Raw genomic sequence first — 26,922 nt, 5'->3', positions numbered from 1 at the left:
CTCACCGTCCTCAACGCCATCATCCGGGACCAAAAACCATGGGCCAGCGCTTGACTGCCAAGACAGTCGCTCACCAACTTCGCCTAATTCGCTCCGCTCATAAGGCTCCGTATCCTCTCCCACTGGAGAGGAAGAAGGTGTCGATCTACCTTACTTCGCCGGCTTGACGAACTTCAGCGTCATCCGGTCGCTCTCGCCGATCGCGGCATATTTCGCGCGGTCCTTGTCGCCGAGCTGATAGGTGGGCGGGAGAGTCCAAACGCCGTCGGGCCAGTCGTGCGTGTCCTTCGCGTTCGCGTTGACCTCGCTCGATCCGGCGAACTGGAAGCCGGCGTCCTCGGCGAGCTTCCGGATGGTCGAGACCTTGATATAGCCGCTGCTCCGCTCGCGCGCGCTGTCGGCGCTTTCGGGCAGGCGGTGATCCTCGATGCCGAGCACGCCGCCCGGCTTGAGCATCGCATAGATCTCCTGGAAGGCGGCGGCGCTGTAGTCCGTCTTGTCGGGGCGCAGGTAACCCATCCGCCAGTTATGGACGTTGCGGAAGGTCAGCACCTTGTCGACACTGCCCGGCGCGACGCCGGTGCCGCCCAGCGCGCTCGGGAAATTGGCGCGGGCGACCTTGCCATAGGTCGCGGCATCCTTGTCGAGCTTGGCGCTGATGCCTTCCGAAGGGCGCCCCGGCGGCGACACGACGGTCAGCTTGCCGTCCGTCGCGAGATAGGGCGCGAGGATCTCGGTATACCAGCCGCCGCCCGGCCAGATCTCGACCACCGAATCGGTCGGCTTCACGCCGAAAAAGGCCAACGTCTCGGCGGGATGGCGATACGGGTCGCGCGCGACATTGGCGGGGGTGCGGGCCGAGGATTCGACGGCTGCGGCCAGCATCGGCTCGGCCTGGAGCAGCGGCATGGAGACGGCGGCGCCTGCCAAGGACAGGCAGGCGAACGAAAGGGCGATGAACGGCATGCGCATGATGACTCTCCCTAGGCGAGATCATGGCCTCGCGACTGACTTCTGGCGTGTCGGCACGGACCATAGCGTGCTGCCGGAGGGTCGGGCAAACGTTAGAGTATTGCTGGAATATTACACATACTCCCTTCCCGCGGACTCGGTTGAAACACCCCGCATGAAATGCTTCAAGCCCGCCTCAGCTCCTGAGGAATCCGCACCGTGACGATCGAATATGCCTCCCACCGCGGGGAGATCTGGATCTGGTATTGGCGAGCATGGCGCCAACGGCTGTGGAAATCGCACCTGCGGATCTTCGTGATCGTCGCATGCGTGACGTATCTGTTCCTGTCCCATGCCGCGCCGCCGTCCCTTTCGACGCTGGCCGGCCCATTGGCGATCGGCGCGGTTCCGGTCGTCCTGCTGACGCTCTACCCGCAGTTCCGCTTCAAGCCGCAGGTCAGGACCATCACCATCGGCACGTCCGGCGTCACGACGGTGGTCGGGGGCAAGAGCGGCCGGATTTCGTGGAAGAATATCCGGTCGGTCACCGAAGAACGGGGCTATGTGGTCGTTCAGGGCAGCAGCGGAAACGCGTTCATCATCCCGCCGCGGGCGTTCGATACGCCGGCCGTACGAGCGACCTTCGTGGCGACCGCGAAGGAGCGTGTCGCGGCCGCACGCTAGCAAGGTCAGGTCAGGCGGCCTGGCCGACCCGATCCTCGAACAGGACCTTCAGGTCCTTTTTCAGGATCTTGCCATTGGCGTTCCGCGGCAGCGTTTCATGCACGAAGCGGATCGCGACCGGCGTCTTGAAGATCGCCAGCCGCTCGCGCACCCAGGCCTGCAGCTCGGCCTCGCTCACCTCCATGCCGGGCGCGAGGTGCACCACGGCCGCGGGTTCCTCACCGAGCGTCCGGTGCGGGATGCCGATCAGCGCGCAGTCGGTGACGGCGGGGTGGGCGTAGAGGACGTTCTCGACCTCGCTCGAATAGATGTTTTCGCCGCCGCGGATGATCATGTCCTTCGCCCGGTCGACGATATAGACGAAGCCTTCCTCGTCGACGCGGGCGAGATCGCCGGTTCGCACCCATCCGTCGATGAAGGTCGCCGCCGTCGCTTCGGGCTTGTTCCAATAGCCCTTCACGATCATCGGCCCGCGCGCCCAGAGTTCGCCGACCTCGCCGACGGGCAGCTCATTGACACCCGCCTCGTCCATGATCCTGAGGTCGGCGACCGGCACCGGCGGGCCGGCGCTGGTCGGGCGGTTGAGATAATCCTCGCTCGAATGGCCGGTCACCGTCGCCATGGTCTCGGTCATGCCCCAGCCGTTGCCGGGCAGCGCGCCGAATTCGGTGTGGATGCGCTTGACCAGCTCGGGCGCGGAGGGCGCGCCGCCATAGGCGATCGCCTCAAGCGAGGAGAGATCATATTTGCTGCGGTCCGGATGTTCGAGCAGTTGCCAGGCGATGGTCGGCACGCCGCCGGTGATGTTGACCTTCTCGCGCTCGATGATCTCCATCGCGCGGACCGTGTCCCATTTGCGCATGAAGATGAGCGAGCTGCCGACCGCGATGCACCCCATCATGCCGGCGCTGCAGGCGGTGACGTGGAACAGCGGGATGACCGTGAGCGTCACACGGGGCATGGGCGCCGGAATCTCTTCGCCGCGGCGGAGCAGCGAGCGCGCGGCGTTGTAACCGCCCGACATGATGTTGCTGGTCATGTTGCGGTGGGTGCCGAGCGCTCCCTTGGGATGCCCGGTGGTGCCGCTGGTGTAGAAGATCGTCGCTTCGTCGTCGGGCGCGATCTCGACCTGGGGCAGCGCAGCGTCCGGCAGCGTGGCATAATCGCCCGGCGTGCCGATCAGATCCTCAAGCCGCGACGCGCGATCGTCGAGCGCGGTCGAGGCACGGGAGACGATCATCCGCTCGAGCGCCGGCAGCGCGGCGCCATGCGCGCTGAGGCGCTGATATCGCTCGTCATCGACGAACAGAAGCCGCGCGCCCGAATCGTCGATGCCATATTCGAGCTCGCCCGCCGTCCACCACGCGTTGAGCGGCACGACGATCGCGCCGATGCTCACCACGGCGAAGAAGATCACCGGCCATTCGGGCAGGTTGCGCATGGCGAGCCCGACCCGATCGCCCTTGGCGATGCCCATGTCCTGCAGCTTGCCCGCCAGGGTCGCGACCGCACGGAAGTTCGCGTCATAAGTGACGCGCTCGTCCTCATAGATGGTGAAGACCCGCTCGCCATGCGCGCGAGAGGCCTGGGCGAGCCAGGCAAGCGAGGGCGGCGCGTTCTTCCATGTCCGCGTCGGCACCCCGTTGATCGTCACCGTCTCCATCTCGAACCGCCCGCCGGGGCCGGTGAGCGCGGCCTGCACTTCGGGCAGAGTCATTTTCGGCCAGGCCGGATCGAGCGCGATGAGCGGTTCGGTATCCAAGACGCATTCTCTCCATGTCTCGTCCGCCGGCGCGCGCAAGCGGGACTTGAATGTCGGGTTTGGCTTATCCGCCATTTTTTCCAAGGTTAGTGTTGATTCGCGCGCCGCTCAAGGCAATAGGAAAGATAAGGTTTCGAATGAGGGGTATGGGCCGCACATGAAGATCGCCAAGCCCGAGTCGCACGGTTTCGACGCGTCTCGGCTCGCCCGGATCGATGCTTTCCTGCAGGATCGCTATGTCGATTCCGGCAAGCTCGCCAACGCCCAATTGCTCGTCGGCCGTAACGGCGAGATCGTGCATTTCGCCAATCTGGGCGCCGCGCGGGAGGGCGGGAAGGCGATCGACGAATCCTCCCTGTTCCGCATCGCCTCCATGACCAAGCCGGTCACCTCGATCGCCTTCATGATGCTCGTCGAGGAGGGCAAGGTGGCGGTGGACACGCCGGTCCATCACGTCATCCCCGAGTTCAAGGGACTCGGCGTCTATAATGGCGGCGGGGGCAGCGTGCCGTTCCAGACGAAGCCGACCAGCGAGCCGATGCGCATGGTCGACCTGCTCCGCCACACCTCGGGGCTGACCTATAGTTTCCAGAACCGGTCGAACGTCGACGCGGCGTACCGCGAGGGCAAGATCGAGAACTGGCACGGCAATCTCGACCTCGACCAGTTCGTCGCCGCGCTCGCACAGATCCCGCTCGAATTCTCGCCCGGCGAGGCGTGGAATTATTCGGTGTCGACCGATGTGCTCGGCGCTGTGGTGCAGCGCGTGTCCGGCATGCCGCTCGCCGAGTTCTTCTGTACGCGAATCTTCGCGCCGCTGAAGATGGATGACACCTTCTTCGCAGTGCCCGCCGACAAGATCGACCGGCTGACCGATTGCTACACTTTCGTGCCCGGCAAGGGCCGCGTCATGTACGACCGCGGCGCGGAAAGTGCATGGAGCCGCGAGCCCAGGCTCGCCTCTGGCGGCGGCGGGCTGGTGTCGACCTCGCTCGACTATCACCGTTTCTGCCGCATGTGCCTGAACGGCGGCGAGCTTGACGGTGCGCGGATCGTCGGGCGCAAGACGATCGACCTGATGACCCGGAATCATCTACCTGGCGGTTCGGACCTGTCGCGCATGTCGAAATCCCTGTTCAGCGAGGCAGCCAATGCGGGTACCGGCTTCGGGCTGGGCTTCGCGGTCAATGTCGATGTGGCACGATCGATGATCCCCGGCTCGGTCGGTGAATATTATTGGGGCGGGATGTTTTCGACCGCCTTCTTCATCGACCCCGTCGAGCGGCTGACCATGGTGTTCATGACCCAGATGAGCCCGTCCAATGTCTACCCCATTCGCCGCGAGCTGAAGACGATGATCTATTCGGCTTTGACCTGATCCCTCCGCCATCCCATGCGGGACGGCGAACCCTATTCAAGATTGCAGGAGAGACCCATGACTTCCCCCATCCGTACCGAACGCCATGACGATGTGCTGGTTATCATCTCGGACAATCCGCCGGTGAACGCGCTCGGCGCGGCGGTCCGCCAGGGGCTCGAGGCAGGCGTCAAGGAAGGCCTGGCCGATGCGAGCATCAAGGCGATGGTGATCCGGTGCGATGGCCGCACCTTCTTTGCCGGCGCCGACATCACCGAGTTCGGCAAGCCGATGCAGGAGCCAGGCCTGCCGACGCTGGTCGACATGATCGAGGCGTCGGACAAGCCGGTGGTCGCGGCAATCCACGGCACCGCGCTGGGCGGCGGCTGCGAGGTGACGCTCGCCTGCCATTACCGCATCGCCGTGCCCTCGGCGAAGATCGGCACGCCAGAAGTGAAGCTCGGGCTGCTCCCCGGTGCGGGCGGCACGCAGCGCATCCCGCGCATCGCCGGGGTTCCGCTGGCGCTGGAGATGACCGCCAAGGGCGACCCGATCTCGGCCAAGCGTGCTCTCGATGCGGGCCTGATCGACAAGCTCGCCGGCGAGGACAGCCTTGAGACGGATGCGATCGCCTTTGCGCGCGCGGTCGCCGGCACGATGCCCCTGCCCCGCGCCAGCCAGAAGACCGCGACGCCCGACCCGGACGCGGTGGCTGCGTTCAAGAAGGAGAATGCCAAGCGCTTCCGCGGTTTCGAGGCGCCGGCCGCCAACATCGCCTGTGTCGAGAAGGCATCGGACGGATCGACCTATGCCGAAGGCGTCGCCTTCGAGCGACAGGAATTCATGAAGCTGATCATGGGCGTTCAGTCAGCCGCGCAGCGTCACATCTTCTTCGCCGAGCGCCAGGCGGCGAAGATCGATGGCGTTCCCGCCGATATCGCGCTCCGCCCGATCAAGCGCGTCGGCGTGATCGGTGCCGGCACCATGGGCGGCGGCATCTCGATGAATTTCCTCTCGGCCGGCATTCCGGTGACGATCGTCGAGATGGCGCAGGAAGCGCTCGATCGCGGCACCGGCACGATCCGCAAAAATTACGAGGCGAGCGCGGCCAAGGGCCGGATGAAGCCCGAGCAGGTCGAGGCCGCGATGGGCGCGCTCAACCCGACGCTCGATTTCGAGGCGCTCAAGGACTGCGACCTGATCATCGAGGCCGTCTATGAGAATATGGACGTGAAAAAGGAGATCTTCGGCAAGCTCGATACGATCGCCAAGCCGGGTGCGATCCTCGCTTCCAACACCTCCTATCTCAATGTGGACGAGATCGCGGCGAGCACCTCGCGGCCCGAGGACGTGCTCGGCATGCACTTCTTCTCGCCCGCCAATGTGATGAAGCTGCTCGAAGTGGTGCGTGGCGCGAAGACCGCGCCGGACGTGCTCGCGACGGTGATGGCGCTGGCCAAGACGATCAAGAAGGTCGCGGTGGTCGCCGGCGTCTGCCACGGCTTTATCGGCAACCGCATGCTGATGCCGCGCCAGGTCGAGGCCAACAAGCTGCTGATGGAAGGCGCGACGCCCGAGCAGATCGACCGGGTGCATGTCGAATTCGGCATGCCGATGGGGCCGTTCCAGATGAGCGATCTCGCCGGCGTCGATATCGGCTGGCACCGCGACCCGACCCGGATCGAGAATATCCGCGACGCGCTCGCCGCCGAGGGCCGCTGGGGCCAGAAGACCGGCAAGGGCTTCTACGATTATGACGAGAAGCGGAACCCGACCCCGTCGCCGCGGGTCGCCGAGATCATCGAGGAGTTCCGGTCCAAGTCGAACCTCGCCAAGCGCGAGATCAGCGACGAGGAGATCATCGAGAAGACGCTCTACACCATGGTCAACGAGGGCGCGCTGATCCTCGAGGAGAAGATGGCGCAGCGCGCGTCGGACATCGATGTGGTGTGGATCTATGGCTATGGCTGGCCGGTCTATCGCGGCGGCCCGATGTTCTGGGCCGATACCGAGGGCCTGAAGAAGATCGTCGCCGGGCTGGAGAAGCATGGCTTCACGGTCGCGCCGCTGCTGAAGGAAAAGGCGGAGACCGGCGGGCGGTTCAATTGAGCGAACGCTCGGCCCTCGAAACCGCCGCGGCGATCCGCTCCGGCGAGACGACCGCGCTCCTCGAATGCGAGGCGGCGATCGCCCGCATCGAGGCGCGCGACGGGCCGATCAACGCCGTTGTCGTGCGCGATTTCGATCGGGCGCGGCAGCAAGCGGCGGAGATGGATCGCCGCCGGGCAGCGGGCGACACAGCCCCGCTGCTCGGCGTGCCGATGACGATCAAGGAAAGCTACGACATCGCCGGCCTGCCGACAACCTGGGGCTTCGAGGCGCATCGCGGGCATATCGCGCAGAAGGATGCGGTGGCGGTCAAGCGGTTGAAGGCGGCGGGCGCGGTGTTCCTGGGCAAGACCAATGTGCCGGTCAGCCTGGCCGATCTGCAATCGGTCAATCCGATCTATGGCCGCACCAACAATCCGTACGACCATGGCCGAGTCCCGGGCGGTTCCTCCGGCGGATCGGCGGCGGCGCTGGCGAGCGGGATGGTGCCGCTCGAATATGGCTCCGATATCGGCGGGTCGATCCGGGTGCCGGCGCATTTTTGCGGCGTCTGGGGACACAAGCCGACCTTCGGTATCCTCCCGACCGAGGGGCATTTCTTTCCCGGGACTGACGGCGCGCGCGTCGTCCTGTCAGTGATCGGGCCGATGGCGCGTGACGGCGCCGATCTGGCGCTGGCGTTCGACCTCGTTGCCGATGTGCCGCAGCCGCGGACCACGCTGATCGGCCCCGAGGGCCTGCGCATCCTGCTGCTGACCGAGCATCCATTGGCCAAGGCGGAACCGGCGATCGTTGCCGCGATCGGGCAGGCGACGACGAAGCTTGAAGCCGCCGGCGCCAAGGTATCGCGCTCGACCGATCTCCTGCCGGACCTGGCGAAGCAGCAGGGCGATTATATGCGCATGCTCGCCGTCGCCATGGCGCGCGGCGCCGCACCCCAGGGCGGCACCCCGGCAACGCTGATCCAGTGGTTCGACATGCTCGACGACCAGGCCCGCAACACCCGCGCCTGGACCAGGCTGTTCGAGGAGTTCGACGTGGTTTTCGCGCCGGCGCTGGGCAGCGCGGCGTTCGAGCATGACGATACCGACCTGCGGCACCGGCAATTGACCATCGATGGCGAGCAGACCCCGTTCGCCCAGCAATTCGCCTGGCCGGGCCTCGCCACCTATCCCGGCCTGCCCTCGACCTCGGTGCCGATCGGCCGGACCGAAAGCGGCCTGCCCATCGGCATGCAGGTGATCGCCGGCCTCAACCGCGACCACAATGCCATCGCCGTCGCCCGCATCGCGCACGATCTAGTCTGGAGCTCATGATGACCGATCTCGAAACCTTCCGCGCCGAGACGCGTGCCTGGCTGGAGGAGAATTGCCCGGCCGAGATGCGCGAGCCGATGCGCTCCGAGAAGGATGCCGTATGGGGCGGCCGCGATCAGAGCATGCTGACGCCGGCGCAAAAGGCCTGGATGGACCGGATGGGTGCGCGCGGCTGGACCGTGCCGGACTGGCCCAAGGCTTATGGTGGCGGCGGGCTGAACCCGGCCGAGACCAAGATCCTCCGCGAGGAGATGGGTCGCATCCGCGCGCGCAATCCGCTCAACAGCTTCGGCATCTCGATGCTCGGCCCGGCGCTGCTGAAATACGGCACCGAGGAGCAGAAGCTCGATTATCTGCCCAAGATCGCACGTGGCGAAATCCGCTGGTGCCAGGGCTATTCGGAACCCAATGCCGGGTCCGACCTTGCCGCGCTCGCGACCTCGGCGGAGGACAAGGGCGACCACTATCTGGTCAACGGCCAGAAGGTGTGGACGTCCTATGCCGACAAGGCCGACTGGATCTTCTGCCTTGTCCGCACCGACAAGACGACCAAGCAGGGCGGCATCAGCTTTGTTCTGTTCGACATGGCGAGCGAAGGCGTGTCGACTAAGCCGATCCTGCTGATCTCCGGCTATTCGCCCTTCTGCGAGACTTTCTTCGACAATGTGAAAGTGCCCAAATCGCAGCGCGTGCACGACGAGAACAAGGGCTGGGACGTCGCGAAATACCTGCTCGGGCATGAGCGCGAGATGATTTCCGGCATGGGGCTCGGCGCGGTGGGCGGCAATCCGCTGGTCGACGGCGCGATCGCGACGGTCGGGCTGGATCATGACGGCCGGCTCGCCGACCCCCTGCTGCGTGCGAGCATCGCGCTGTTCGAGGTTCGGTCAAAGGCGTTTGGGATGATGTCGGAGCGGTTCATCGACGAGCTGAAGGCGGGCCGTACGCATCCGGCCCAGCCGAGCATGATGAAATATTACGGCACCGAGCTGAACAAGAGCCGGCACGAGCTGATGATGGCGGCGGGCGGATCGGACGCGCTCGAATGGGAAAGCGAACGGTCGTCGGGCGGCGCCGGCGCGCGGGCGTGGCTGCGGACCAAGGCGAATTCGATCGAGGGCGGGACCAGCGAGGTCCAGCTCAACATCATCGCGAAGCGGATCCTGGATCTGCCGAGCAACTGACCGGATTAGCCTTTCCCGCTTTCGCGGGAGAGGAGAAGGAAATGAAATGCCTCTCTATCTGAACGACGAACAGACGATGCTCCGCGACACGGCGCGCGATTTCGTGGCGGAGCATGCGCCGGTGTCGCACATGCGAAAGCTGCGCGATGACAAGGACGCGGCCGGTTTCTCGCGCGACTTGTGGAAGAGCTTTGCCGAGATGGGCTTCACCGGCATCCTGATCGGCGAGGAGGATGGCGGGCTCGGGCTCGGTCATGTCGATGCCGGAATCGTGCTTGAGGAGATCGGCCGCAATCTCTCCCCCTCGCCCTTCCTCTCCACCGCCGTCGCGGCGGTCGAGGCGTTGAAGGGCAGCGCTCAGGCCGGGCGCTGGTATCCGGGCATCCTGGCCGGCGAGACCGTGGCCGCCCTGGCGATCGACGAGAGCGCCAAACACCGCGACAGCGTCGCGCTGAAGGCGGAGCGATCGGGCAACGGCTTCAGGCTGTCGGGCAGGAAGCAGTTCGTCACGCATGGCCATGTCGCCGACCTGATCATCGTCGCCGCACGCACCGCCGGTTCGGCGGACGACGCCCACGGCATTACCCTGTTCGCCGTCGAGAAGGACGCGGCTGGGCTGACCGCCGAGGCCGAGCGGCTGGCGGATTCGAGCATCGCCGCGCGGCTTGAATTCGACGGAGTCGAGCTGACGGCCGACGCGGTGATCGGCGAGGTCGATGCGGGTCGCGATCCGCTGGCGCGGCTGCTCGCGGCGGGGCGTACCGGCGCGTCGGCGGAGCTGCTCGGCGTGGGCGGCGGTGCGATGGACATGACCGTCTCCTACCTCAAGGAGCGCAAGCAGTTCGGCGTGACGATCGGCAGCTTTCAGGCGCTGCAGCACCGCGCGGCGCATCTCTATTCCGAGATGGAGGTTGCGCGCGCTGCCGTGCTCAAGGCGCAGCAACTGCTCGATGCGGGTGACGGGGCGGCGGATGCAGCCGTGTCAGTCGCGAAGGCGATGACCGCACTTGCCACCACGCTCAGCGTGCAGGAAGGCGTGCAGATGCATGGAGGCATCGGCATGACCGACGAATATGACATCGGCTTCTACATGAAGCGCGCGCGCGTCCTGGCCGAGATGTTCGGCGATGCGAACTTCCATGCCGACAAGCTCGCGCGGGCGGCGGGCTACTGATGGACCTCAACACCCCGCCCGACATGCCGCCCGAAACGCTCGCGCAGGGGCTGGTCGACCTGCTCGAAATCGAGGAGATCGATACCGATCTCTATCGCGGCAAGCGCCAGCCGGGCGGCATTGGCCGCGTGTTCGGCGGGCAGGTGATCGCGCAGGCGCTGCAGGCGGCGCAACGATCGACCGATGCGCCCAAGATCGCCCATTCGCTTCACGCCTATTTCATGCGCCCGGGCAACGAGGATTTCCCGATCATCTTTCGCGTAGTGCGCGATTTCGAGGGGCGCAGCTTTGCGACACGGCGGGTGATCGCGATGCAGCAGGGCCAGCCGATCCTCAACATGGCGGCGAGCTTCCAGCTGCCCGAGAAAGGGTTGCATCACCAGGACAAGATGCCCGACGTGCCGGGGCCGGACGAACTGAAATCCGACGTCGAGTTGCGCCGCGAGATGATCGACGAGATCCCGGAGAAGTTCCGGCGGCACATGCTGCGGTCGCGGCCGATCGAGATTCGGCCGGTACATCCGCGCAGCTGGTTCAACCCGGTCAAGCAGGAGCCGAAACAGGACAGCTGGTTCCGGCTGGTCGCGCCGATCGGCGACGACGCCGCGATGCACCGCGCGATCCTGGCCTATGCGTCGGACATGTCGCTGCTCGGCACCTCGCTGCTGGCGCATGGCATCAACTGGATGACTCACAATCTCCAGACCGCCAGCCTCGACCACGCGCTGTGGCTGCATGAGGAATTCCGCGCCGACGACTGGCTGCTCTATTCCTGCGACAGCCCCTGGGCCGGCCATGCCCGCGGCTTCAATCGCGGTCGCATCTACAGCCGCGACGGGCGGCTGGTGGCAAGCGTCGCGCAGGAAGGGCTGATGCGGCTGCGCGAATAATTCAGGGGATCAGGCCAGGCCGCCCTGGATGACCGAGAAACCCGGCGGCAACTGGCGACGGCCCGATGCCGAGTCCTGCTCCTCGACCAGCCGGGCGGCGATCCGCGCGCCGTGATCGGTCAGGAAGGGCATTTCGTGGAACATGAGCACGCCGACCTGCCAGTTGCCGACCGTCAGCAGCCCGCGCCGTTCGAGGCTCTGTTCGCTCTGCGCGTCAACGCCGAAGCGCCAGCCGCGATGAAGCGCGCGCAGCGCAGTGCGCTCCGGGTCGCTGAGCGGGCCGTGGTCGAGGTCGTTGGCGTACACTGTCATCATAGCTGGCAAATCTCTGCATTTGGGCGATGAACGGGACATGAAACGCAGAACGGTGCAAAATCTGTGCGGCACCGTTGGTTGCATCTCCGTACCGGCGCATCGGCCGCGACGTCGATGCAGGGCATGTACTTACGGAGCCACCCGATGGTTCCGGCCAGGAGCCATCCCCTGCACGTCGGGCGCCGGGGCGCATATCGCCCATGATGGCATTCGTCCATGGGATTGTTCGCGCAGAGCGTCGCCATGCCTAACGGTTCCCGGCATTTAGACGATGAAATGCGGGCGGTACGCCGGTATCAACCGAAGTTATGGATTCGGTCGCCTCCGCCTGCTCGCGCAGCACCCGCTCGACAGCGTCGCTCGTCCGTTTGCTCTGCCGCCCCCTGAGGATCTCGGAAACGGATTGGGCGGCGAGCGCATGCGCCCGCTCGAACGCGGCGACGGAGCCGAACTTCTTGCGCAACGCCGCCTTGACGTCCTCCTTGTGCATTCCAGCAAACAACATCACGTCGCACCGTGAATTATGGAACGATATTTCGTACTTATACCGGAATTACGTACCTTGCAAGGCATCATGACCGGCGACGAACAACTTCGCAGGTTCGGCGACCGGCTGCGCGAGATGCGGATTCTTGTTGGCGCGAACCAGCAGGAATTCGCCGCGCTGGGGGGCGTGAAGAAGAATAGTCAGGTCGCCTATGAAACCGGTAAGACCGCCCCGACCGTCGAATATCTCTACCGGCTGGCCGGGCACGGCGTCGATATCGGCTATATCCTCACCGGCCGGCGCGAGGATGGAAGCCAGGGGGATGAGGAACGCCGGCTGATCGATATGTTCGCGAAGCTCGACGTTCGGGAACGGGACGCGATCGTGACGATGGTGGCGAGTCTCACCGGGAAGATGGACATGGAGCATGCGCCGGTGGAGCGCCCGTCGCGCACGCTCCACGCCCCGCGCCGGGATTTCAGGGGCGAAGGCGACAATTGAGCAGCCAGGCGCTGCCAGGGCAAATCGACACTCAACTGCCGGCTGTTCGCGGCATGAGAGGCGCCCGGCAAAAAGGGCAGTAAAAAGACCCCCGTGCTGGCTGTTCCTGGCTGATAATTTTTTTGCTGGCTGTTATGTTGGATTTTGAACCGGGATTTACGGCCATATTTCAAGCGTTTGCGGCCATGCTGGCTGTTATCGAATAACAGCCAGCTATCAGCCAGCATGCTGGCTGTTCTGCCGGAAAAAAGCCGGCGCCGATCGTCCTGCATCTTCAAGCTGAGAAAGAGCGGGGCGGCGCCCAGCGAGAGCGTCGTCCGATCCCACGCTGCCATGAGTCGCTGTCAGGTTGAATCGACGCCCCCCTCGCTGAAGGTCGATCGTCCTAGACGGCGGTCTTGCCATATTCCTGGCGGATCACCGGATGGCTCGACGACAGGCCGCCATCGACCGCAATCGCCTGGCCGTTGACGTAACTCGCGTCGTCCGAGGCGAGGAAGGCGGCGACCTTTGCCAATTCCTCAGGCTGGGCGCCGCGGCGCAGCGGGTTGAGGCGGCCGACCCGGTCCATCTTCCCAGCCTCACGGGCATAGTCGAAAGTGGGCTTGGTCATGCCGGTCTCGGTGAGACCGGGGCAGATCGCGTTGACCCGCACGTTCGACCCCGAAAGTTGCTGGGCCGACACCATCGCCAGATTGATCACGCCGGCCTTGGAGGCTGAATAGGCCGGGCTGCCGGCGCCCGAGCGGATGCCGGCGACGCTGGCGGTGAGCACGATCGCACCACCACCACGCTCGGCGATTCTGGGGGCAGCGTGCTTGATCGCGAGATAGGGGCCGATCAGGTTGACGCGCAGCACCTCGGTGATCAGCGCGACATCGGTGTCGAAGATATTGGCCATGCCACCCGAGATGCCGGCATTGGCGAACATCACGTCGAGCCCGCCATAATATTCGCAGGCGACCGAGACGGCGCGGATGACATCCTCCTCGGTGCCGGCATCGATCTGGATGGCGTGGCCGGTGCCGCCGGCCTTGTCGATCAGGTCGGCGGTTTCGAACACCGCGTCGGACTTGTCCGCGGCGATCACCTGCCCGCCTTCGCCGGCGAAGAGGAGCGAAGCGGCACGGCCGATGCCCGAGCCGGCGCCGGTGACGATGATCGATTTGCCGGTGAACCTTGCCATCTGTCTTTCTCCGTCATGCCGGACTTGTTCGGGCATCCGCCGGGCGGCTGGCCCGGCATTCAAAACTCAAGCCGCGCACTCGCGGCACCGTGGACCCCCGGAACAAGTCCGGGGTGACGGGTGGTCTAGATTGTCACACCGCCGTCGATCACGATCGTCTGGCCGGTCATGAAGGCGCTCGCGGTGGAGGCCAGGAACACCACGCCGCCGGCAATCTCCTCGGGGTTGCCGATGCGGCGCAGCGGTGTCGTCGCGTTGCGGCGTTCGGCCAGTTTCTCGTCCTCCCACAAGGCTCGAGCGAAGTCGGTCTTGATCAGGCCGGGCGCGATGCAGTTCACGCGGACATTGTCCGGGCCATATTCGACCGCGAGGTTGCGGGCGAGCTGCATGTCGGCCGCCTTGGAGATGCAATAGGCGCCGATCACCGGCGACCCGCGCAGCCCCCCGATCGAGGAGATGATGACAATCGATCCCGATTTGCGCGCGCGCATCTCGGGCGCGACCATCGAGATCAGCCAGTGGTTTGAGACGATGTTGTTGTCGAGGATCTTGCGGAACTGATCGTCCGCGATCCCTTGCTGCGGGCCGTAATAGGGGTTGGACGCGGCGTTGCAGACAAGGACGTCGACCTGGCCGAAAGCGCGGCGGGTTTCGTCGACCAGGTTCTGCAGGCCAGCCTTGTCCGAGATGTTGGCGGCGACCGCGATGGCAGTGCCCTCGCCATAGCGCGCATTGATCTCGGCGGCGACCGCGTCGCAGGCATCCTGCTTGCGGCTGGAGATGACGATTTTCGCGCCATGTTCGGCCAGCTCGAAGGCGCTGGCCTTGCCGATCCCTTTGGAGGAGCCGGTGATGATGGCGACCTTTCCGGTCAGATCGAACTGGCTCATCCTCGTCCCCTTCTCGTCAGGCCCCTGCCCGCTTCGCGAATCCCCATGCCGCCGACGCCAACCCCGGCACGCGCTCAGCGGTCTTCGCCGCCTGGGCGCTGGAGGCGGTACCGTCGACGATGCGTTTCTTGATGCCCTGGACGATGCCGGTCAGCCGGAAGAGGTTGTAGGCGAAATACCAGTCGAGCTGCGGCACGCCGTCGCGCTTCGTCGCCTTGCAATAGCGCGCGACCATGTCCTCGATCGTCGGGATGCCAGTCTCCGGCCCGGCAAGCCCCATCACACCGGAGCGGCCCTCGGGCTGGGTGACCCAGTTCATCAGGAAATAGGAGAAGTCGGCAAGCGGATCGCCGAGGGTCGACAGCTCCCAGTCGAGCACGGCGGTCACGCGGGCCTCGTCGCCGGCGAAGATCATGTTGTCGATACGGTAGTCGCCATGCACGATCGAGGTCCGCGTCTGCTCCGGCAAGGTGCGCGGCAACCACTCGATCAGCGCCTCGACATCGGGCATATGCTCGGTCTCTGACGCGCGGTACTGCTTGGTCCAGCGGGCGACCTGGCGTTCGAAATAATTGCCTGGCTTGCCGTACTCGCCGAGGCCGGCCGCGACATAGTCGGTGTTGTGGAGCGCGGCGAGGGTGTCGACCATCGCATTGTAGATGTCGCGCCGCGCATCAGGCGCCATGCCGGGCAGCGCGCCATCCCACAGGTTGCGGCCCTCGACCAGTTCCATGATGTAGAACATCGAGCCGATGATGTCGGGATCCTGGCACAGGCCGAAGGGCGCGGGCACCGGGAAGCCAGTCGGATGCAGCCCGGCAATCAGCCGGTATTCGCGATCTACCGCATGCGCCGAGGGAAGCAGTCTGCCGAAGGGCTGGCGGCGCAGGACATAGCTCTTGTTTGACGTGTCGACGCGATAGGTCGGGTTGGACTGGCCGCCCTTGAACTTCGACAGGGCGACCGGGCCGACAAAGCCCGGCGTGTGGCCGGTCATCCAGCGCTCGACCGCGCGCGGATCGATCATATCGTCATCGGGAACCGGGATGGTCCCGACCATGGTGATGTTGGCGTCCTCGCGCGCCGTCATGCGAAGGTGATCACCGACCGCGTCGAATCGCCCTTCCGCAATTCGTCGAACGCGTCGTTGATCCTTTCCAGCGGCATGCGATCAGCAATGATCGAGTCGAGATCGAGCTGCCCGCGCATGTAGAAATCCACGAGGCGCGGGATATCGACCGGGAAGCGGTTCGAGCCCATCAGCCCGCCTTGCAGCTTCTTGCCCGCGAGCAGGTCCATCGCCGACAGCCCGACCTTCTCGCCAAGCGGCATCATGCCGAGGATCGTCGCCGTGCCGCCCCGGCGCAGCACCTTGACCGCTGTCGCGGCCGATTGGGGACGGCCGACCGCCTCGATCGCGTGGTGGACGCCGCCCTTGCTGATCTCGACCACCTGGTCCGCCGCCGTATCGGCCAGCGCGTCGATCGAATGGGTCGCACCGAGCTTCTCGGCCAGCGCGCGCTTTTCCGGCACGGGATCGAGCGCGATGATCTTGCCCGCGCCGGCGATCTTCGCGGCGTTGACCGCGGCAAGGCCGATGCCACCGCAACCGACGATGCACACCGTCTCACCCGGGGTCACGTCGGTGGTGTTGAACACAGCGCCCGCCCCGGTCGTCACCGCGCAACCGATCAGCGCGGCGCGGTCGAGCGGCATGTCGCGGTCGATCGCGACACAGGCGTGCTCGTGCACCAGCATCTGTTCGGCATAGGCCGACAGGTTGAGCATCTGCGCGATCGGCTGATCGCCCATCATCAGGCGCGGTGGGGCGCCCTTGGCGCGGCGCACGCCCGGATCGACGCACAGCGACATATGGCCGGTCACGCAGAATTCGCAGTGGCCGCAGAATACCGACAGGCAGGTCACGACATGGTCGCCGACCTTCACGGTCGAGACCTCGCCGCCGACCGCCTCGACCACGCCGGCGGCCTCATGGCCGGGGATGGCCGGCAGCGCGTGCGGATAGGCGCCGTCGACAAAATGCAGGTCCGACCGGCACACCCCGACCGCGACGGTGCGGATCAGCACCTCGCGCGGACCGGGGTTGGAGACGGTGATCTCCTCGATGCGCAGCGGCGTCTTCGGCTCGAACAGGACGGCGGCTTTCATCAGCGGCGCACCGCCTCTTTCGCTGCGACCGCTTCGGGCAGATCGGCATATTTCCCGAACTCATTGCGGGCGATGGCGCGGTTGTGGACTTCGTCAGGCCCGTCGGCGAAGCGCAGGGTGCGCATCGCGGCCCAGGCATGGGCGAGCCCGAAATCCTGGCTGACGCCGCCGCCGCCATGCGCCTGGATCGCGTCGTCGAGGATCTGCAGCGCCATGGTGGGCGCCGCGACCTTGATCATCGCGATCTCGAGCTGGGCGGATTTGTTGCCGGCCTTGTCCATCATGTCGGCCGCCTTGAGGCAGAGCAGCCGGGTCATCTCGATATCGATGCGCGCCTTGGCGATGCGCTGCTCCCAGATCGAGTGATCGGCGATGCGCTTGCCGAAGGCGACGCGGCTGAGCAGGCGCTTCGCCATCGCCTCGATCGCGACCTCGGCGACGCCGATCGTGCGCATGCAATGATGGATGCGCCCCGGCCCGAGCCGGCCCTGCGCGATCTCGAATCCGCGGCCCTCGCCGAGCAGCAGATTCTCGACCGGAACGCGCACATCCTTGAGCTCGACCTCGCCGTGCCCATGGGGCGCGTGATCATACCCGTAAACCGAAAGCATGCGCTTGATCGTCACGCCGGGGGCGTCGAGCGGGACCAGGATCTGGCTCTGCTGGCTGTGGCGCGAGCTTTCCGGATTGGTCTTGCCCATGACGATCGCGACCTTGCAGCGCGGATCGCCAACGCCCGAGGACCACCATTTCGTGCCGTTGATCACATATTCGTCGCCGTCGCGGACCATCGAGGTCTGGATGTTGGTCGCGTCGGACGAGGCGACCGCCGGCTCGGTCATCAGAAAGGCTGAGCGGATCTTGCCATTCATCAACGGTTTGAGCCACCGCTCCTTCTGCTCGCGCGTGCCATAGCGATGGAACACCTCCATATTGCCGGTGTCCGGCGCGGAGCAGTTGAAGCATTCCGACGCCCAGCCGACCTTGCCCATCTCCTCGGCGCAGAGCGCATATTCGAGATTGGTGAGCTGCGTGCCCTCGAATTCGAAACTGTCGTCGACATGGGCCTGGCCCGAATGCGGCGGCATGAAGAAATTCCACAGGCCCGCCTCGCGCGCCTTGACCTTCATGTCCTCGATGACGGGAATCACCTTCCAGCGCTCGCCCTCATGCTCCTGGCGGTGATACTCGTCCTGACGGGGCCGGATGTTCTGGTCGATGAAGGTCTTCACGCGGTCCCGAAAATAGGTCTCGCGCTCGCTCAGCGTGAAATCCATGGCACATCCTCCATCGCTCTTTCCATGGGCGTTAGACCGTACCGCGTTTTCGGTAAAGCGTCTTTGCGGCCGAAATCGCGGTCGAACGGGCGCACAGAAAAAACACTGTCTCTTCGAAAAGAAGATGTTACAGTTTCGGTCATGCAAGCTGCCGAAGACGTCCAGGGGGAGGAGGAGGCAGGCACGAAGCGCTTCCGCGCCAAGCGGGATGCGATTCTCGCCGCCGCCGCCGAAGCGATCAACGAACAGAGCGCGAAGGGCATGACCTTCGCCGATGTGGCGCGGCGCGTGGGGCTGAATACCACCAGCGTCACCTATTATTTCAAGCGCAAGGAGGATCTGGCCGCCGCCTGTTTCGAGCATACGCTCGACCGGCTTCAGGCGATGCTCGACGAATCGCAGCAAAAACCGACGCCGCAGGCGCGAGTCGCGCATTATCTGGCGCTCAACATGGAGCGCTTCGCCCGCATCGAGCGCGGCGAGGAACAGGCCTTTGCCGTGCTGTCCGACCTGCGCGCGATGGAGGAGCCGGTGAAGAGCCGGTTGCTCGCGAGCTGGCGCGAGGTGTTCCGCAAGACTCGCGCCTTGTGGGGCCCGACCGCCAACCGCGCCGAAACCGACCTGCACGGCGCCCGGGCGCATGTGCTGCTGGAGAATACCTTCTGGCTGCCACTCTGGCTGGTCCGGTACGAGCTCGACCAGTTCGGCCGGATCGAGGATCGGCTGATGGACGTGTTCGAACATGGCATCGCCGGGCCGAAGCAGAATTGGGCGCCAACGCTGATCAATCTGGAGCATGAGGAGCCCGAGCCCGGGCGCGAAGCTTTTCTGCTCGCGGCGACCCGGCTGATCAACGAGCTCGGCTATCGTGGCGCCTCGGTGCAGAAGATCGCGTCCGAGCTGAACGTCACCAAGGGCAGCTTCTATCATCATCTCGATGCCAAGGACGATCTGGTCATCGCCTGCTACAAGCGCAGCTTCGACACGATCGCGGATGCGCAGCAGCTCGCCGACGAGCGCGGCGGGAGCCATTGGGAACGGCTGACGGGCACGATCGCGACCCTGCTCGACGTGCAATTTTCCGAGCGCGGGCCGCTCTTGCGCACCACGGCGCTGTCGGGCCTGCCGCGCACGGTGCGGCGCGCGATGGTCGAGCGCTCCAACCGGATCGCGCGGCGCTATGCCGGGACGATGATGGACGGGATCGCGGAAGGATCGATCCGGCCGGTCGATGCGCTGGTCGCGTCGCAGGCGCTGATGGCACTGCAGAACGCCGCCTTCGACATGCGCAAATGGGCAAGCACCATGCCGCGCGAGAAGGCCGTCGCCTTCTACGCCTCGACGCTCGCTTTCGGGCTGTTCGACGATCGGGTGCTTGACTTGTGAGCCGCCCCGCCGCCACCGCCGTTCGTCCCGAGTAGCCATCGAGCCTGCCGAGATGGCATATCGAGGGACACATGTGTCTCGATACGAGCCCTCGACAAGCTCGGTCTCTACTCGACACGAACGGTAAAAATGAAATCGCGCCAACGATGCGCAGCAGGAGTTACCAATGGCCGGCATGGGCGCATTCGACTGGGCAGACCCTTTCTTTCTCGACGATCAGCTCGAAGATGACGAGCGGATGATCCGCGACACGGCGCGGGCCTATGCCCAGGACAGACTCGCCCCGCGCATCATCGACGCCTTCGCCAACGAGACGACCGACGAGTCGATCTTCCGCGAGATGGGCGAACTCGGCCTGCTCGGACCGACCGTACCGGAGGAATATGGCGGCGTCGGCGCGTCCTACGTGGCGTACGGCCTGGTCGCGCGCGAGGTGGAGCGAGTCGATTCGGGCTACCGATCGATGATGAGCGTCCAGTCGAGCCTCGTGATGTATCCGATCTATGCATACGGGTCCGAGGAGCAGAAGCGGAAATATCTGCCCAGGCTGGCGACCGGGGAATGGATCGGCTGTTTCGGGCTGACCGAGCCCGACGCCGGATCCGATCCTGGCGGCATGAAGACCCGTGCGGTGAAGACCGCCGATGGCTATCGCCTCTCCGGCTCCAAGACCTGGATCTCCAACGCGCCGATCGCTGACGTCTTCGTGATCTGGGCCAAATCCGACGAGCATGGCGGCGGCATTCGCGGCTTCGTGCTGGAAAAGGGCATGAAGGGCCTGAGCACACCCAAGATCGAGGGCAAGCTGAGCCTGCGCGCCTCCATCACCGGCATGGTGATGATGGACGATGTCGAGGTCGGCGAGGACGCGTTGCTGCCCGACGTGCAGGGGCTGAAGGGGCCGTTCGGCTGCCTCAACCGTGCGCGCTACGGGATCAGCTGGGGATCGATGGGGGCGGCGGAATTCTGCTTCCATGCGGCGCGGCAATATGGGCTTGACCGGGCACAGTTCGGCAAGCCGCTGGCGGCGAACCAGCTTTATCAGAAGAAGCTGGCGGACATGCAGACCGAGATCGCGCTTGGGCTGCAGGCGAGCCTGCGGGTCGGGCGGCTGATGGACGCCGGCAGGTTCGCGCCCGAGATGATCTCGATCGTGAAGCGCAACAATGTCGGCAAGGCGCTCGATATCGCACGGATGAGCCGCGACATGCATGGCGGCAACGGCATCTCCGGCGAATATCAGGTGATGCGGCATCTGATGAACCTGGAGACGGTCAACACCTATGAGGGCGCGCATGACGTTCATGCGCTGATCCTCGGGCGGGCGATCACGGGAATCGCTGCGTTTTGAGCCTGGGCGCTTCCCCCTCTTCTTCCCCGGCGAAGGAGTGCCGGGTCGGATCGTCCCCCGGACGATCCTTGAACATGCGGGGCATGTTCAACCCGGCGCTGGCCCAGTTGGAGCATCTTGAGTTGGCAGGTGCCGTGCTTCGTTACCTCCGCCTTCCCAACTGGACCCCGGCCTTCGCCGGGGAAGGTGAAGGGTGAGAGGGTGAGCGGGCCTCCTCTCGCCGGCCTGAAGGTCATCGAACTTGCCCGCATCCTCGCGGGACCATGGGCGGGGCAGACGCTGGCCGATCTCGGCGCCGAGGTGATCAAGGTCGAGAGTCCGGAGGGCGACGACACCCGCAGCTGGGGGCCGCCGTTCATCGAGAATCCGGACGGCAGCCGCGACGCGGGCTATTTCCATGCGACCAATCGCGGGAAGAAATCGGTGGTGCTCGATTTCCGCACCGCCGAGGGCCAGGCCGAGGTGCGGCGAATGGCTGCCGAGGCCGACGTGCTGATCGAGAATTTCAAGGTCGGCGGGCTCGCCAAATACGGGCTCGATTATGCCAGCCTGAGCGCGATCAATCCACGGCTGGTCTATTGCTCGATCACTGGCTTCGGCCAGGACGGGCCTTATGCGAGCCGCGCCGGCTACGACTTCATCATCCAGGGCATGAGCGGGATCATGGACCTGACCGGCGAGCCGGACGGGGCGCCGCAAAAGGTGGGCGTGGCGTTCGCCGACATCATGACCGGGCTCTATTCGGTGATCGCGATCCAGGCGGCGCTCGCCCAGCGTGAGAAGACCGGGCGCGGGCAGCAGATCGACATGGCATTGCTCGACACGATGGTCGGCGTGCTGGCCAATCAGGCGATGAACTTCTTCGTCAGCGGCGCGACACCGCCCCGGCTCGGCAATGCGCATCTCAACGTCTCGCCCTATGCGGTTTTCCCGACAAGCGACGGCTGGTTCATCCTCGCGGTGGGCAATGACGGACAGTTCGTGCGGTTCTGCGATGCGCTGGGGCTGGATGCGCTCAAGACCGATCCCCGCTTCGCCGCCAATGCCGGGCGGCTTGAGCATCGCGAGCCGCTGTTCGCGGCGATCCGGGAAGCGACGTCGCGGTACGAGCGCGATACGCTGCTCGCGACATTGGAGGCGGTGGGCGTGCCAGCCGGTCCGATCAACAGCGTCGCGCAGGCCTTTGCCGATCCTCAGGTGATCCATCGCGGCATGGCACTGACGCTCGACCGGGACGGCATTGCCCTGCCCGGCCTGCGCACGCCGATCCGCTTCTCGGAATCGCAACTGGCGCTTGACCGCGCCGCACCGATGCTAGGACAGGATGACCCCGCATGAGCGCACCCCTTGCCGGTCTTCGCATCATCGAGATTGCCGGCATCGGCCCGGGGCCGTTCTGCGGCATGATGCTGGCGGACCACGGCGCTGAGGTGATCCGCATCGGCCGGCCCGACGAAGGCGGCGGCATTTCGGTTTCCGCGAAGGACCCGCTGCTCCGGTCGCGGCGGCTGATCACGCTCGACCTCAAGAAACCGGAGGCGGTGCAGGTCGTGCGGCGGCTGGTGGAGAGCAGCGACGGGCTGATCGAGGGTTTCCGGCCCGGGGTGATGGAGCGGCTCGGGCTCGGGCCGGAGACCCTGCTCGCCGACAATCCCAAGCTCGTCTACGGCCGCATGACCGGGTGGGGGCAGACCGGGCCGATGGCGGCGGATGTCGGGCATGACATCAATTACATCGCGATTTCGGGCGCGCTCCATGCGTTCGGCGAGGCCGGCGGAAAGCCCGTGGCGCCGATCAACCTGGTCGGGGATTTCGGCGGCGGCGGCATGATGCTCGCCTTCGGCATGCTCGCCGCAATCCTTCAGGCGCAGGCGACCGGACGCGGCCAGGTGGTCGACTGCGCGATGACCGATGGTTCAGCCCTGTTGATGAGCATGATGTGGGGATTCCGCGCGATGGGCCGCTGGGGCAACGCCCGCGGCACCAATTTGCTCGACGGCGGTGCGCATTTCTACGACACCTATGAAACCGCCGACGGCAAATGGGTGTCGATCGGCTCGATCGAGCCGCAATTCTACCAGGCGCTCCGCGACGCGATGGGCCTGGACAGCGCCGAGTGGGATGCGCAATTCGCCCCCGCGGCGTGGCCCGGGCTGAAGGCGGAACTCAAGCAGCGGTTCAAGCGCCGGACGCGTGACGAATGGGTTGCGGCCTTTGCGGGCCATGACATCTGCTTCGCCCCCGTGCTCGGCTTCGACGAGGCGGTCGAGCACCCGCACAACCGCGACCGCGGCACCTTCGTCGTGGCCGGCGGCGTCACCCAGCCGGCGCCAGCCCCCCGCTATTCGATGAGCAGCACGGTGCCGCCGGTGATGGCCGACACCGCCGAAACCTTCCTGATCCTGGCCGAGTATGGCTTTTCCAGGGAGGAGATCGCGGCGCTGCACAGGGCCGGGGCGATGGGCGACGCCTGACCTCGGGCCGTTGCCTGCCCGGGCCCATCATGCGATATTGGTTGCAAAGAAGAACCCATAGGAGAAAGCGCCATGGCCACCGCAGTCCTTCGCAATTCGCAGGTGAGCGAAGCCGAATGGGAAGCGCGTCAGCAGCTCGCCGCCTGCTACCGCGTGTTCGCGATGCTCGGCTGGTCCGAGCTGATCTACAACCATATCACCTTGAAGGTCCCGGGCGAGGAAGGCGCGTTCCTGATCAATCCGTACGGGCTGCATTTCAGCGAGGTCACCGCCTCGAGCCTGGTCAAGATCGACATCGACGGCAACAAGCTTGACGACAATCCCTATCCGGTGAACCGGGCGGGCTTCGTCCAGCATGCGCTGTTCCACCGGCATCTGCCCGATGCGCACTGCATCATGCACACCCACACCACGGCGGGCATGGCGGTGAGTTCGGTCGAGGGCGGGCTGCGGCCGGTCAACTTCTATGCATGCAATTTCTACGGGCAGATCGCCTATCATGATTTCGAGGGCGTCACCGTGCGCGACGAAGAAGGCGAGCGGCTGCTCGAGCATCTCGGCGACAAGCGCGTGATGCTGCTGAAGAACCATGGCATCCTGGTGATGGGCCGGACGCTCCCGGAGGCGTTCATCAAGCATTGGGTGCTGCAGCGCGCCTGCGAGATCCAGGTCGCGACGGCCGGCATGGGCACGCCGATCGAAGTGTCGCCCGAGGTTGTCGCGGTGCATCAGCGCGACCTGCATCAGGTGCAGATCCCCGGCGGGCCGGGCAAGGCGGATTTCGAGGCGATGGTGCGGCTGGTCGACAAGATCGACACGAGCTGGCGGAATTAAATTTCATTCCTCCCCGGCACGGGGAGGAACACTTAGCCGAAGCGGTAGCCTGACAAGGCCCAGCCGAGCACATGATCGGTATAATCGCGTACTGCCGGCCCATCACCGCCGGCGCCCAGCGCGACCATCAGTGGCAGCAGATGCTCCGCCTCGGGATGCGCGAACCTTGCGTGCGGCAGGCCCTCCCACCGCGCCACACGATCGGCACGCGCCGCGGGATCGGGATCGGTCACGGCATCGGTCAGTGCGGCATCCCATTCGTCGGCGATCGGCGCGACCTGCGGCCCGCGGGCGCGGAGGTTGTGGAAGCTCATGCCCGATCCGACGATCAGCACGCCCTCGTCGCGCAACGGCGCGAGAGCGCGGCCAATGGCGATATGAGCAGCGGGATCGAGATCGTTGCGCAGCGACATCTGGACGAGCGGAACGTCGGCGCCGGGCACCGCTACCTTCATGGGGACGAACACGCCGTGATCCCAGCCTCGTGCCGTCTCTTCGCGCACCGGGAAGCCGGCATTCTCGAGCAATGCCTCGACTCGGCGCGCGACGTCGGGCGCGCCTGGGGCATCCCAGCGGAGACGATAGGTGTGCTCGGGAAAGCCGTAATAATCATAGAGCAGCGGCTGACCGTTGCCGGCATGGACCGTCACCTCGCTCTCCTCCCAATGGCCCGAGATGATCAGGATCGCCTCAGGCCGTTCGGGTAGGGACTCGATCAGGCCGGCGAGATAGGCCTGCATGGGCCGCCACATCGGATCGGGCGGGCCACCGGCCGGATCCATGAAGAAGCAGGGGCCGCCGCCGTGCGGCACGAAGAGCGTGGGAAGTGTCATGGGGCTGATATCGGCGCCGCCCCGCCGCACAGCAATCGCGCGCCCGGAAACACGCCGTTTCCCAATACCGGCCTTTGACGTAAGCTGTCGGCATGACCCGCTTCACCGTCAACAACCAGCCCGTCGAATACAAGATGGATCCGAAGACGCCCCTGCTCTGGGCGCTGCGCGACGCATCGAACCTGACGGGCGCCAAATATGGCTGTGGCAATGGCGAATGCGGGGCCTGCACGGTCGATATCGACGGCGAGGCGGTACTATCCTGCCAGGCCACGATCGGCGCAATCGAAGGCAGCTTCGTCACCACGATCGAAGGCCTGTCGCGCGAACGTACTCATCCGGTGCAGCTCGCCTGGATCGCCGAGAATGTGCCACAATGCGGCTTCTGCATCCCGGGCATGGTCATGGCCGCGGCCGTGTTGATCAAGAAGAACAAGAATCCGTCCGAGGACGACATCAAGGGCGCGATCACCAATCTGTGCCGGTGCGGGGTCTATCCGCGCGTGGTCGAGGCGGTGATGCGGGCGGCCCGGGTCCAGCGCGGCGACGAGACGATCGACGCCGGCGCCTCACCCGGGATCGATCCGGCCAGCGCCGCGAAGCTTGTACCGGCGCTGACACCGGGCGGCCGACAGCAAAGGTGAATCCTTTCGCAATGCTGTCACCCCAATTCAGAAACGGCTCATCGCCAATACTGCAAAACCTGTGCATCGTTCGGGCCAATCATGCGCCCACGTACCGGAAGGACTAAGATGCGTACTTCTTTCATCATCGCGCTTCTGGCGGCGACGGCGGCGATCGTGCCGGCGACTGCCTATGCGCGCGATACGGACCGTCAGGATCGCGGTGGGGATCGCGGCGGCGAGCAGCGCCAGGCGCGCCCGGATTTCCAGCGCCCCCAGACTCAACCCGCCCAACAGCCGCAGCCGCGCGTCGAACGGCCTGCCAATAACGGCGGTGGCTGGGGCGGCGGTGGCGACCGGGGCGGCCGCGGCAACTGGCAGGGCCGCGCGCAGCAGCCACAGGTCCAGGCGCAGCCGCAGCAGCAGCCGCGCCCGCAGTTCAACCCGCAGAGGGGCGACGGACGCCCGGATTTCCGCGGCGGGAACCGTGGTGACGGCCGGAATGGCGGCGCGGTCGTTCAGCCGCAACAGCCCCAGGCCAATGGCGGCCGCCCGGGTGGCCGTGGCGACTGGCAGCAGGGCCAGGGCAACGGCAATCGCGACTGGCGCAACAACAATGGCGGTCGCGGCGACGGCAATTGGCGTGGCAATGACGGTCGGCGCGACGACAATTGGCGTAACAACAACGGCCGTGGCAATGACGGTCGCAACGACGGCAACTGGCGTGGGAATAATGGCCGGAACGACGGCAACTGGCGGGGCAATAACGGCCGCAACGGTGGCTGGAACGGCAATGACGGCCGCAACTGGAACCGCGGCTGGCGCAGCGACAATCGCTACAACTGGCAGTCGCGCCGCAACCAGTACCGCAACAACTACCATCTGCCGCGCTACTACGCGCCGTATGGCTGGGACTATGGCTATCGCCGCTTCGGCATCGGCCTGACGCTGAACTCGATCCTGTTCGAGCAGAACTACTGGATCGACGATCCGGAATATTATGGCCTGCCGCCGGCTTACGGCCCGTATCGCTGGGTGCGCTATTACAACGACGCGCTTCTGGTCGACATCTATACCGGGCAGGTGGTCGACACGGTCTACGACATCTTCTGGTAAGAGGATGAGATGAAGCGAGGGGTCCGGCGGCATGGTCGCCGGACCCCTTGTTT

25 protein-coding genes are annotated in these 26,922 nt (G+C 65.5%); 15 read left to right on the top strand and 10 right to left on the bottom strand.

The genetic code is table 11. The annotated features are described in order from the left end of the window. Positions 1 to 150 precede the first annotated feature (150 nt). Positions 151 to 972: a class I SAM-dependent methyltransferase gene (locus AC1RT8_RS10535; RefSeq protein WP_493075560.1), complete on the bottom strand. Its 822-nt coding sequence runs from the start codon at positions 970 to 972 to the stop codon at positions 151 to 153. 198 nt (positions 973 to 1,170) lie between these two features. On the opposite strand from AC1RT8_RS10535, the gene AC1RT8_RS10530 reads away from it, so the two are divergent. Next, positions 1,171 to 1,635, top strand: coding sequence for a YcxB family protein (locus AC1RT8_RS10530; RefSeq protein WP_493075559.1), 465 nt, complete (start codon positions 1,171 to 1,173; stop codon positions 1,633 to 1,635). A gap of 10 nt (positions 1,636 to 1,645) precedes the next feature. Here the strand turns inward: AC1RT8_RS10530 and AC1RT8_RS10525 are convergent, their stop codons facing one another. After that, positions 1,646 to 3,352: a class I adenylate-forming enzyme family protein gene (locus tag AC1RT8_RS10525; RefSeq protein ID WP_493075592.1), complete on the bottom strand. Its 1,707-nt coding sequence runs from the start codon at positions 3,350 to 3,352 to the stop codon at positions 1,646 to 1,648. A 202-nt stretch (positions 3,353 to 3,554) separates the two neighbouring features. Here AC1RT8_RS10525 and AC1RT8_RS10520 point away from each other — a divergent pair, with 202 nt between their 5' ends. Genes AC1RT8_RS10520 through AC1RT8_RS10495 form a run of 6 tightly spaced genes read left to right on the top strand, consistent with a single transcriptional unit; the run spans position 3,555 to position 11,427 of the window. Further along, a complete protein-coding gene (locus AC1RT8_RS10520) occupies positions 3,555 to 4,775 on the top strand; it encodes a serine hydrolase domain-containing protein (RefSeq protein ID WP_493075558.1) in 1,221 nt (406 codons plus the stop codon). Positions 4,776 to 4,832: 57 nt separating this feature from the next. Next, on the top strand, positions 4,833 to 6,863 hold the full coding sequence (locus tag AC1RT8_RS10515) for a 3-hydroxyacyl-CoA dehydrogenase NAD-binding domain-containing protein (protein ID WP_493075557.1): 2,031 nt from the start codon (positions 4,833 to 4,835) through the stop codon (positions 6,861 to 6,863). After that, positions 6,860 to 8,179 carry an amidase family protein gene (locus tag AC1RT8_RS10510; RefSeq protein WP_493075556.1) on the top strand — a complete coding sequence of 440 codons (1,320 nt, stop codon included), beginning with the start codon at positions 6,860 to 6,862 and terminating at the stop codon, positions 8,177 to 8,179. Before AC1RT8_RS10515 ends, AC1RT8_RS10510 begins: the two co-directional genes overlap by 4 nt. Then, positions 8,176 to 9,363 carry an acyl-CoA dehydrogenase family protein gene (locus AC1RT8_RS10505; protein WP_493075555.1) on the top strand — a complete coding sequence of 396 codons (1,188 nt, stop codon included), beginning with the start codon at positions 8,176 to 8,178 and terminating at the stop codon, positions 9,361 to 9,363. The genes AC1RT8_RS10510 and AC1RT8_RS10505 overlap by 4 nt, the downstream gene beginning before the upstream one ends. A 46-nt stretch (positions 9,364 to 9,409) precedes the next feature. Beyond that, positions 9,410 to 10,537 (top strand): acyl-CoA dehydrogenase family protein, encoded by a 1,128-nt coding sequence (locus AC1RT8_RS10500; protein WP_493075554.1) that lies wholly within the window; start codon positions 9,410 to 9,412, stop codon positions 10,535 to 10,537. Continuing rightward, on the top strand, positions 10,537 to 11,427 hold the full coding sequence (locus AC1RT8_RS10495; protein ID WP_493075553.1) for an acyl-CoA thioesterase: 891 nt from the start codon (positions 10,537 to 10,539) through the stop codon (positions 11,425 to 11,427). The genes AC1RT8_RS10500 and AC1RT8_RS10495 overlap by 1 nt, the downstream gene beginning before the upstream one ends. A gap of 9 nt (positions 11,428 to 11,436) precedes the next feature. On the opposite strand, the gene AC1RT8_RS10490 is transcribed toward AC1RT8_RS10495, so the two are convergent. Both AC1RT8_RS10490 and AC1RT8_RS10485 read right to left on the bottom strand, forming a co-directional pair. Next, positions 11,437 to 11,739 (bottom strand): hypothetical protein, encoded by a 303-nt coding sequence (locus tag AC1RT8_RS10490; protein WP_493075552.1) that lies wholly within the window; start codon positions 11,737 to 11,739, stop codon positions 11,437 to 11,439. Between the two features lie 250 nt (positions 11,740 to 11,989). After that, positions 11,990 to 12,247, bottom strand: a complete 258-nt coding sequence (locus tag AC1RT8_RS10485) for a helix-turn-helix domain-containing protein (RefSeq protein WP_493075551.1) — start codon at positions 12,245 to 12,247, stop codon at positions 11,990 to 11,992. A gap of 69 nt (positions 12,248 to 12,316) precedes the next feature. On the opposite strand from AC1RT8_RS10485, the gene AC1RT8_RS10480 reads away from it, so the two are divergent. Continuing rightward, the gene (locus AC1RT8_RS10480) at positions 12,317 to 12,730 is read left to right on the top strand and encodes a helix-turn-helix domain-containing protein (protein WP_493075550.1); all 414 of its coding nucleotides are present in this window, start codon (positions 12,317 to 12,319) and stop codon (positions 12,728 to 12,730) included. A gap of 385 nt (positions 12,731 to 13,115) precedes the next feature. Here AC1RT8_RS10480 and AC1RT8_RS10475 read toward each other — a convergent pair whose 3' ends face one another. The 5 genes from AC1RT8_RS10475 to AC1RT8_RS10455 form a co-directional block, all read right to left on the bottom strand. After that, the gene (locus tag AC1RT8_RS10475) at positions 13,116 to 13,916 is read right to left on the bottom strand and encodes an SDR family NAD(P)-dependent oxidoreductase (protein WP_493075549.1); all 801 of its coding nucleotides are present in this window, start codon (positions 13,914 to 13,916) and stop codon (positions 13,116 to 13,118) included. A 125-nt stretch (positions 13,917 to 14,041) separates the two neighbouring features. Continuing rightward, positions 14,042 to 14,806, bottom strand: coding sequence for an SDR family oxidoreductase (locus AC1RT8_RS10470; protein ID WP_493075548.1), 765 nt, complete (start codon positions 14,804 to 14,806; stop codon positions 14,042 to 14,044). A 16-nt stretch (positions 14,807 to 14,822) separates the two neighbouring features. After that, on the bottom strand, positions 14,823 to 15,896 hold the full coding sequence (locus AC1RT8_RS10465) for a phosphotransferase family protein (RefSeq protein WP_493075547.1): 1,074 nt from the start codon (positions 15,894 to 15,896) through the stop codon (positions 14,823 to 14,825). Further along, positions 15,893 to 16,975, bottom strand: coding sequence for a Zn-dependent alcohol dehydrogenase (locus tag AC1RT8_RS10460; RefSeq protein WP_493075546.1), 1,083 nt, complete (start codon positions 16,973 to 16,975; stop codon positions 15,893 to 15,895). Before AC1RT8_RS10460 ends, AC1RT8_RS10465 begins: the two co-directional genes overlap by 4 nt. Further along, positions 16,975 to 18,252: an acyl-CoA dehydrogenase family protein gene (locus AC1RT8_RS10455; RefSeq protein WP_493075545.1), complete on the bottom strand. Its 1,278-nt coding sequence runs from the start codon at positions 18,250 to 18,252 to the stop codon at positions 16,975 to 16,977. Before AC1RT8_RS10455 ends, AC1RT8_RS10460 begins: the two co-directional genes overlap by 1 nt. A 141-nt stretch (positions 18,253 to 18,393) precedes the next feature. Here AC1RT8_RS10455 and AC1RT8_RS10450 point away from each other — a divergent pair, with 141 nt between their 5' ends. The 5 genes from AC1RT8_RS10450 to AC1RT8_RS10430 all read left to right on the top strand — a co-directional run bounded on the left by AC1RT8_RS10450 (position 18,394) and on the right by AC1RT8_RS10430 (position 24,297). Continuing rightward, positions 18,394 to 19,638 (top strand): TetR/AcrR family transcriptional regulator, encoded by a 1,245-nt coding sequence (locus tag AC1RT8_RS10450; RefSeq protein WP_493075544.1) that lies wholly within the window; start codon positions 18,394 to 18,396, stop codon positions 19,636 to 19,638. A gap of 166 nt (positions 19,639 to 19,804) precedes the next feature. Continuing rightward, a complete protein-coding gene (locus AC1RT8_RS10445) occupies positions 19,805 to 20,989 on the top strand; it encodes an acyl-CoA dehydrogenase (RefSeq protein ID WP_493075543.1) in 1,185 nt (394 codons plus the stop codon). Between the two features lie 201 nt (positions 20,990 to 21,190). Continuing rightward, complete coding sequence (locus AC1RT8_RS10440; protein WP_493075542.1) at positions 21,191 to 22,327, top strand: CaiB/BaiF CoA transferase family protein; 1,137 nt, start codon at positions 21,191 to 21,193, stop codon at positions 22,325 to 22,327. Beyond that, positions 22,324 to 23,463 carry a CaiB/BaiF CoA transferase family protein gene (locus AC1RT8_RS10435; protein WP_493075541.1) on the top strand — a complete coding sequence of 380 codons (1,140 nt, stop codon included), beginning with the start codon at positions 22,324 to 22,326 and terminating at the stop codon, positions 23,461 to 23,463. The genes AC1RT8_RS10440 and AC1RT8_RS10435 overlap by 4 nt, the downstream gene beginning before the upstream one ends. A gap of 72 nt (positions 23,464 to 23,535) precedes the next feature. Then, positions 23,536 to 24,297, top strand: a complete 762-nt coding sequence (locus AC1RT8_RS10430; RefSeq protein ID WP_493075540.1) for a class II aldolase/adducin family protein — start codon at positions 23,536 to 23,538, stop codon at positions 24,295 to 24,297. 32 nt (positions 24,298 to 24,329) lie between these two features. Here the strand turns inward: AC1RT8_RS10430 and AC1RT8_RS10425 are convergent, their stop codons facing one another. Further along, positions 24,330 to 25,130: a DODA-type extradiol aromatic ring-opening family dioxygenase gene (locus tag AC1RT8_RS10425; protein ID WP_493075539.1), complete on the bottom strand. Its 801-nt coding sequence runs from the start codon at positions 25,128 to 25,130 to the stop codon at positions 24,330 to 24,332. Between the two features lie 92 nt (positions 25,131 to 25,222). Between AC1RT8_RS10425 and AC1RT8_RS10420 the strand changes: the two genes are divergently transcribed. After that, positions 25,223 to 25,774: a (2Fe-2S)-binding protein gene (locus tag AC1RT8_RS10420; protein WP_493075538.1), complete on the top strand. Its 552-nt coding sequence runs from the start codon at positions 25,223 to 25,225 to the stop codon at positions 25,772 to 25,774. A gap of 108 nt (positions 25,775 to 25,882) precedes the next feature. After that, positions 25,883 to 26,869, top strand: a complete 987-nt coding sequence (locus tag AC1RT8_RS10415; protein ID WP_493075537.1) for an RcnB family protein — start codon at positions 25,883 to 25,885, stop codon at positions 26,867 to 26,869. The last annotated feature ends 53 nt before the right edge of the window (positions 26,870 to 26,922 follow it).

The sequence above is a fragment of the Sphingomonas sp. GW821-FHT10F11 genome, from assembly GCF_058809095.1.
The sequence above is the reverse complement of the archived record's forward strand: the minus strand, read 5'-3'. Positions and strand labels throughout refer to the sequence as shown.

Excerpts from the sequence above, each read along its gene's own strand:
- AC1RT8_RS10535 (WP_493075560.1), bottom strand. The coding sequence starts at position 972 with ATGCGCATGCCGTTCATCGCCCTTTCGTTCGCCTGCCTGTCCTTGGCA.
- AC1RT8_RS10525 (WP_493075592.1), bottom strand. The coding sequence starts at position 3,352 with ATGACTCTGCCCGAAGTGCAGGCCGCGCTCACCGGCCCCGGCGGGCGG.
- AC1RT8_RS10520 (WP_493075558.1), top strand. The coding sequence starts at position 3,555 with ATGAAGATCGCCAAGCCCGAGTCGCACGGTTTCGACGCGTCTCGGCTC.
- AC1RT8_RS10515 (WP_493075557.1), top strand. The coding sequence starts at position 4,833 with ATGACTTCCCCCATCCGTACCGAACGCCATGACGATGTGCTGGTTATC.
- AC1RT8_RS10505 (WP_493075555.1), top strand. The coding sequence starts at position 8,176 with ATGATGACCGATCTCGAAACCTTCCGCGCCGAGACGCGTGCCTGGCTG.
- AC1RT8_RS10500 (WP_493075554.1), top strand. The coding sequence starts at position 9,410 with ATGCCTCTCTATCTGAACGACGAACAGACGATGCTCCGCGACACGGCG.
- AC1RT8_RS10495 (WP_493075553.1), top strand. The coding sequence starts at position 10,537 with ATGGACCTCAACACCCCGCCCGACATGCCGCCCGAAACGCTCGCGCAG.
- AC1RT8_RS10490 (WP_493075552.1), bottom strand. The coding sequence starts at position 11,739 with ATGACAGTGTACGCCAACGACCTCGACCACGGCCCGCTCAGCGACCCG.
- AC1RT8_RS10485 (WP_493075551.1), bottom strand. The coding sequence starts at position 12,247 with ATGTTGTTTGCTGGAATGCACAAGGAGGACGTCAAGGCGGCGTTGCGC.
- AC1RT8_RS10480 (WP_493075550.1), top strand. The coding sequence starts at position 12,317 with ATGACCGGCGACGAACAACTTCGCAGGTTCGGCGACCGGCTGCGCGAG.
- AC1RT8_RS10475 (WP_493075549.1), bottom strand. The coding sequence starts at position 13,916 with ATGGCAAGGTTCACCGGCAAATCGATCATCGTCACCGGCGCCGGCTCG.
- AC1RT8_RS10470 (WP_493075548.1), bottom strand. The coding sequence starts at position 14,806 with ATGAGCCAGTTCGATCTGACCGGAAAGGTCGCCATCATCACCGGCTCC.
- AC1RT8_RS10465 (WP_493075547.1), bottom strand. The coding sequence starts at position 15,896 with ATGACGGCGCGCGAGGACGCCAACATCACCATGGTCGGGACCATCCCG.
- AC1RT8_RS10460 (WP_493075546.1), bottom strand. The coding sequence starts at position 16,975 with ATGAAAGCCGCCGTCCTGTTCGAGCCGAAGACGCCGCTGCGCATCGAG.
- AC1RT8_RS10455 (WP_493075545.1), bottom strand. The coding sequence starts at position 18,252 with ATGGATTTCACGCTGAGCGAGCGCGAGACCTATTTTCGGGACCGCGTG.
- AC1RT8_RS10450 (WP_493075544.1), top strand. The coding sequence starts at position 18,394 with ATGCAAGCTGCCGAAGACGTCCAGGGGGAGGAGGAGGCAGGCACGAAG.
- AC1RT8_RS10445 (WP_493075543.1), top strand. The coding sequence starts at position 19,805 with ATGGCCGGCATGGGCGCATTCGACTGGGCAGACCCTTTCTTTCTCGAC.
- AC1RT8_RS10435 (WP_493075541.1), top strand. The coding sequence starts at position 22,324 with ATGAGCGCACCCCTTGCCGGTCTTCGCATCATCGAGATTGCCGGCATC.
- AC1RT8_RS10430 (WP_493075540.1), top strand. The coding sequence starts at position 23,536 with ATGGCCACCGCAGTCCTTCGCAATTCGCAGGTGAGCGAAGCCGAATGG.
- AC1RT8_RS10425 (WP_493075539.1), bottom strand. The coding sequence starts at position 25,130 with ATGACACTTCCCACGCTCTTCGTGCCGCACGGCGGCGGCCCCTGCTTC.
- AC1RT8_RS10420 (WP_493075538.1), top strand. The coding sequence starts at position 25,223 with ATGACCCGCTTCACCGTCAACAACCAGCCCGTCGAATACAAGATGGAT.
- AC1RT8_RS10415 (WP_493075537.1), top strand. The coding sequence starts at position 25,883 with ATGCGTACTTCTTTCATCATCGCGCTTCTGGCGGCGACGGCGGCGATC.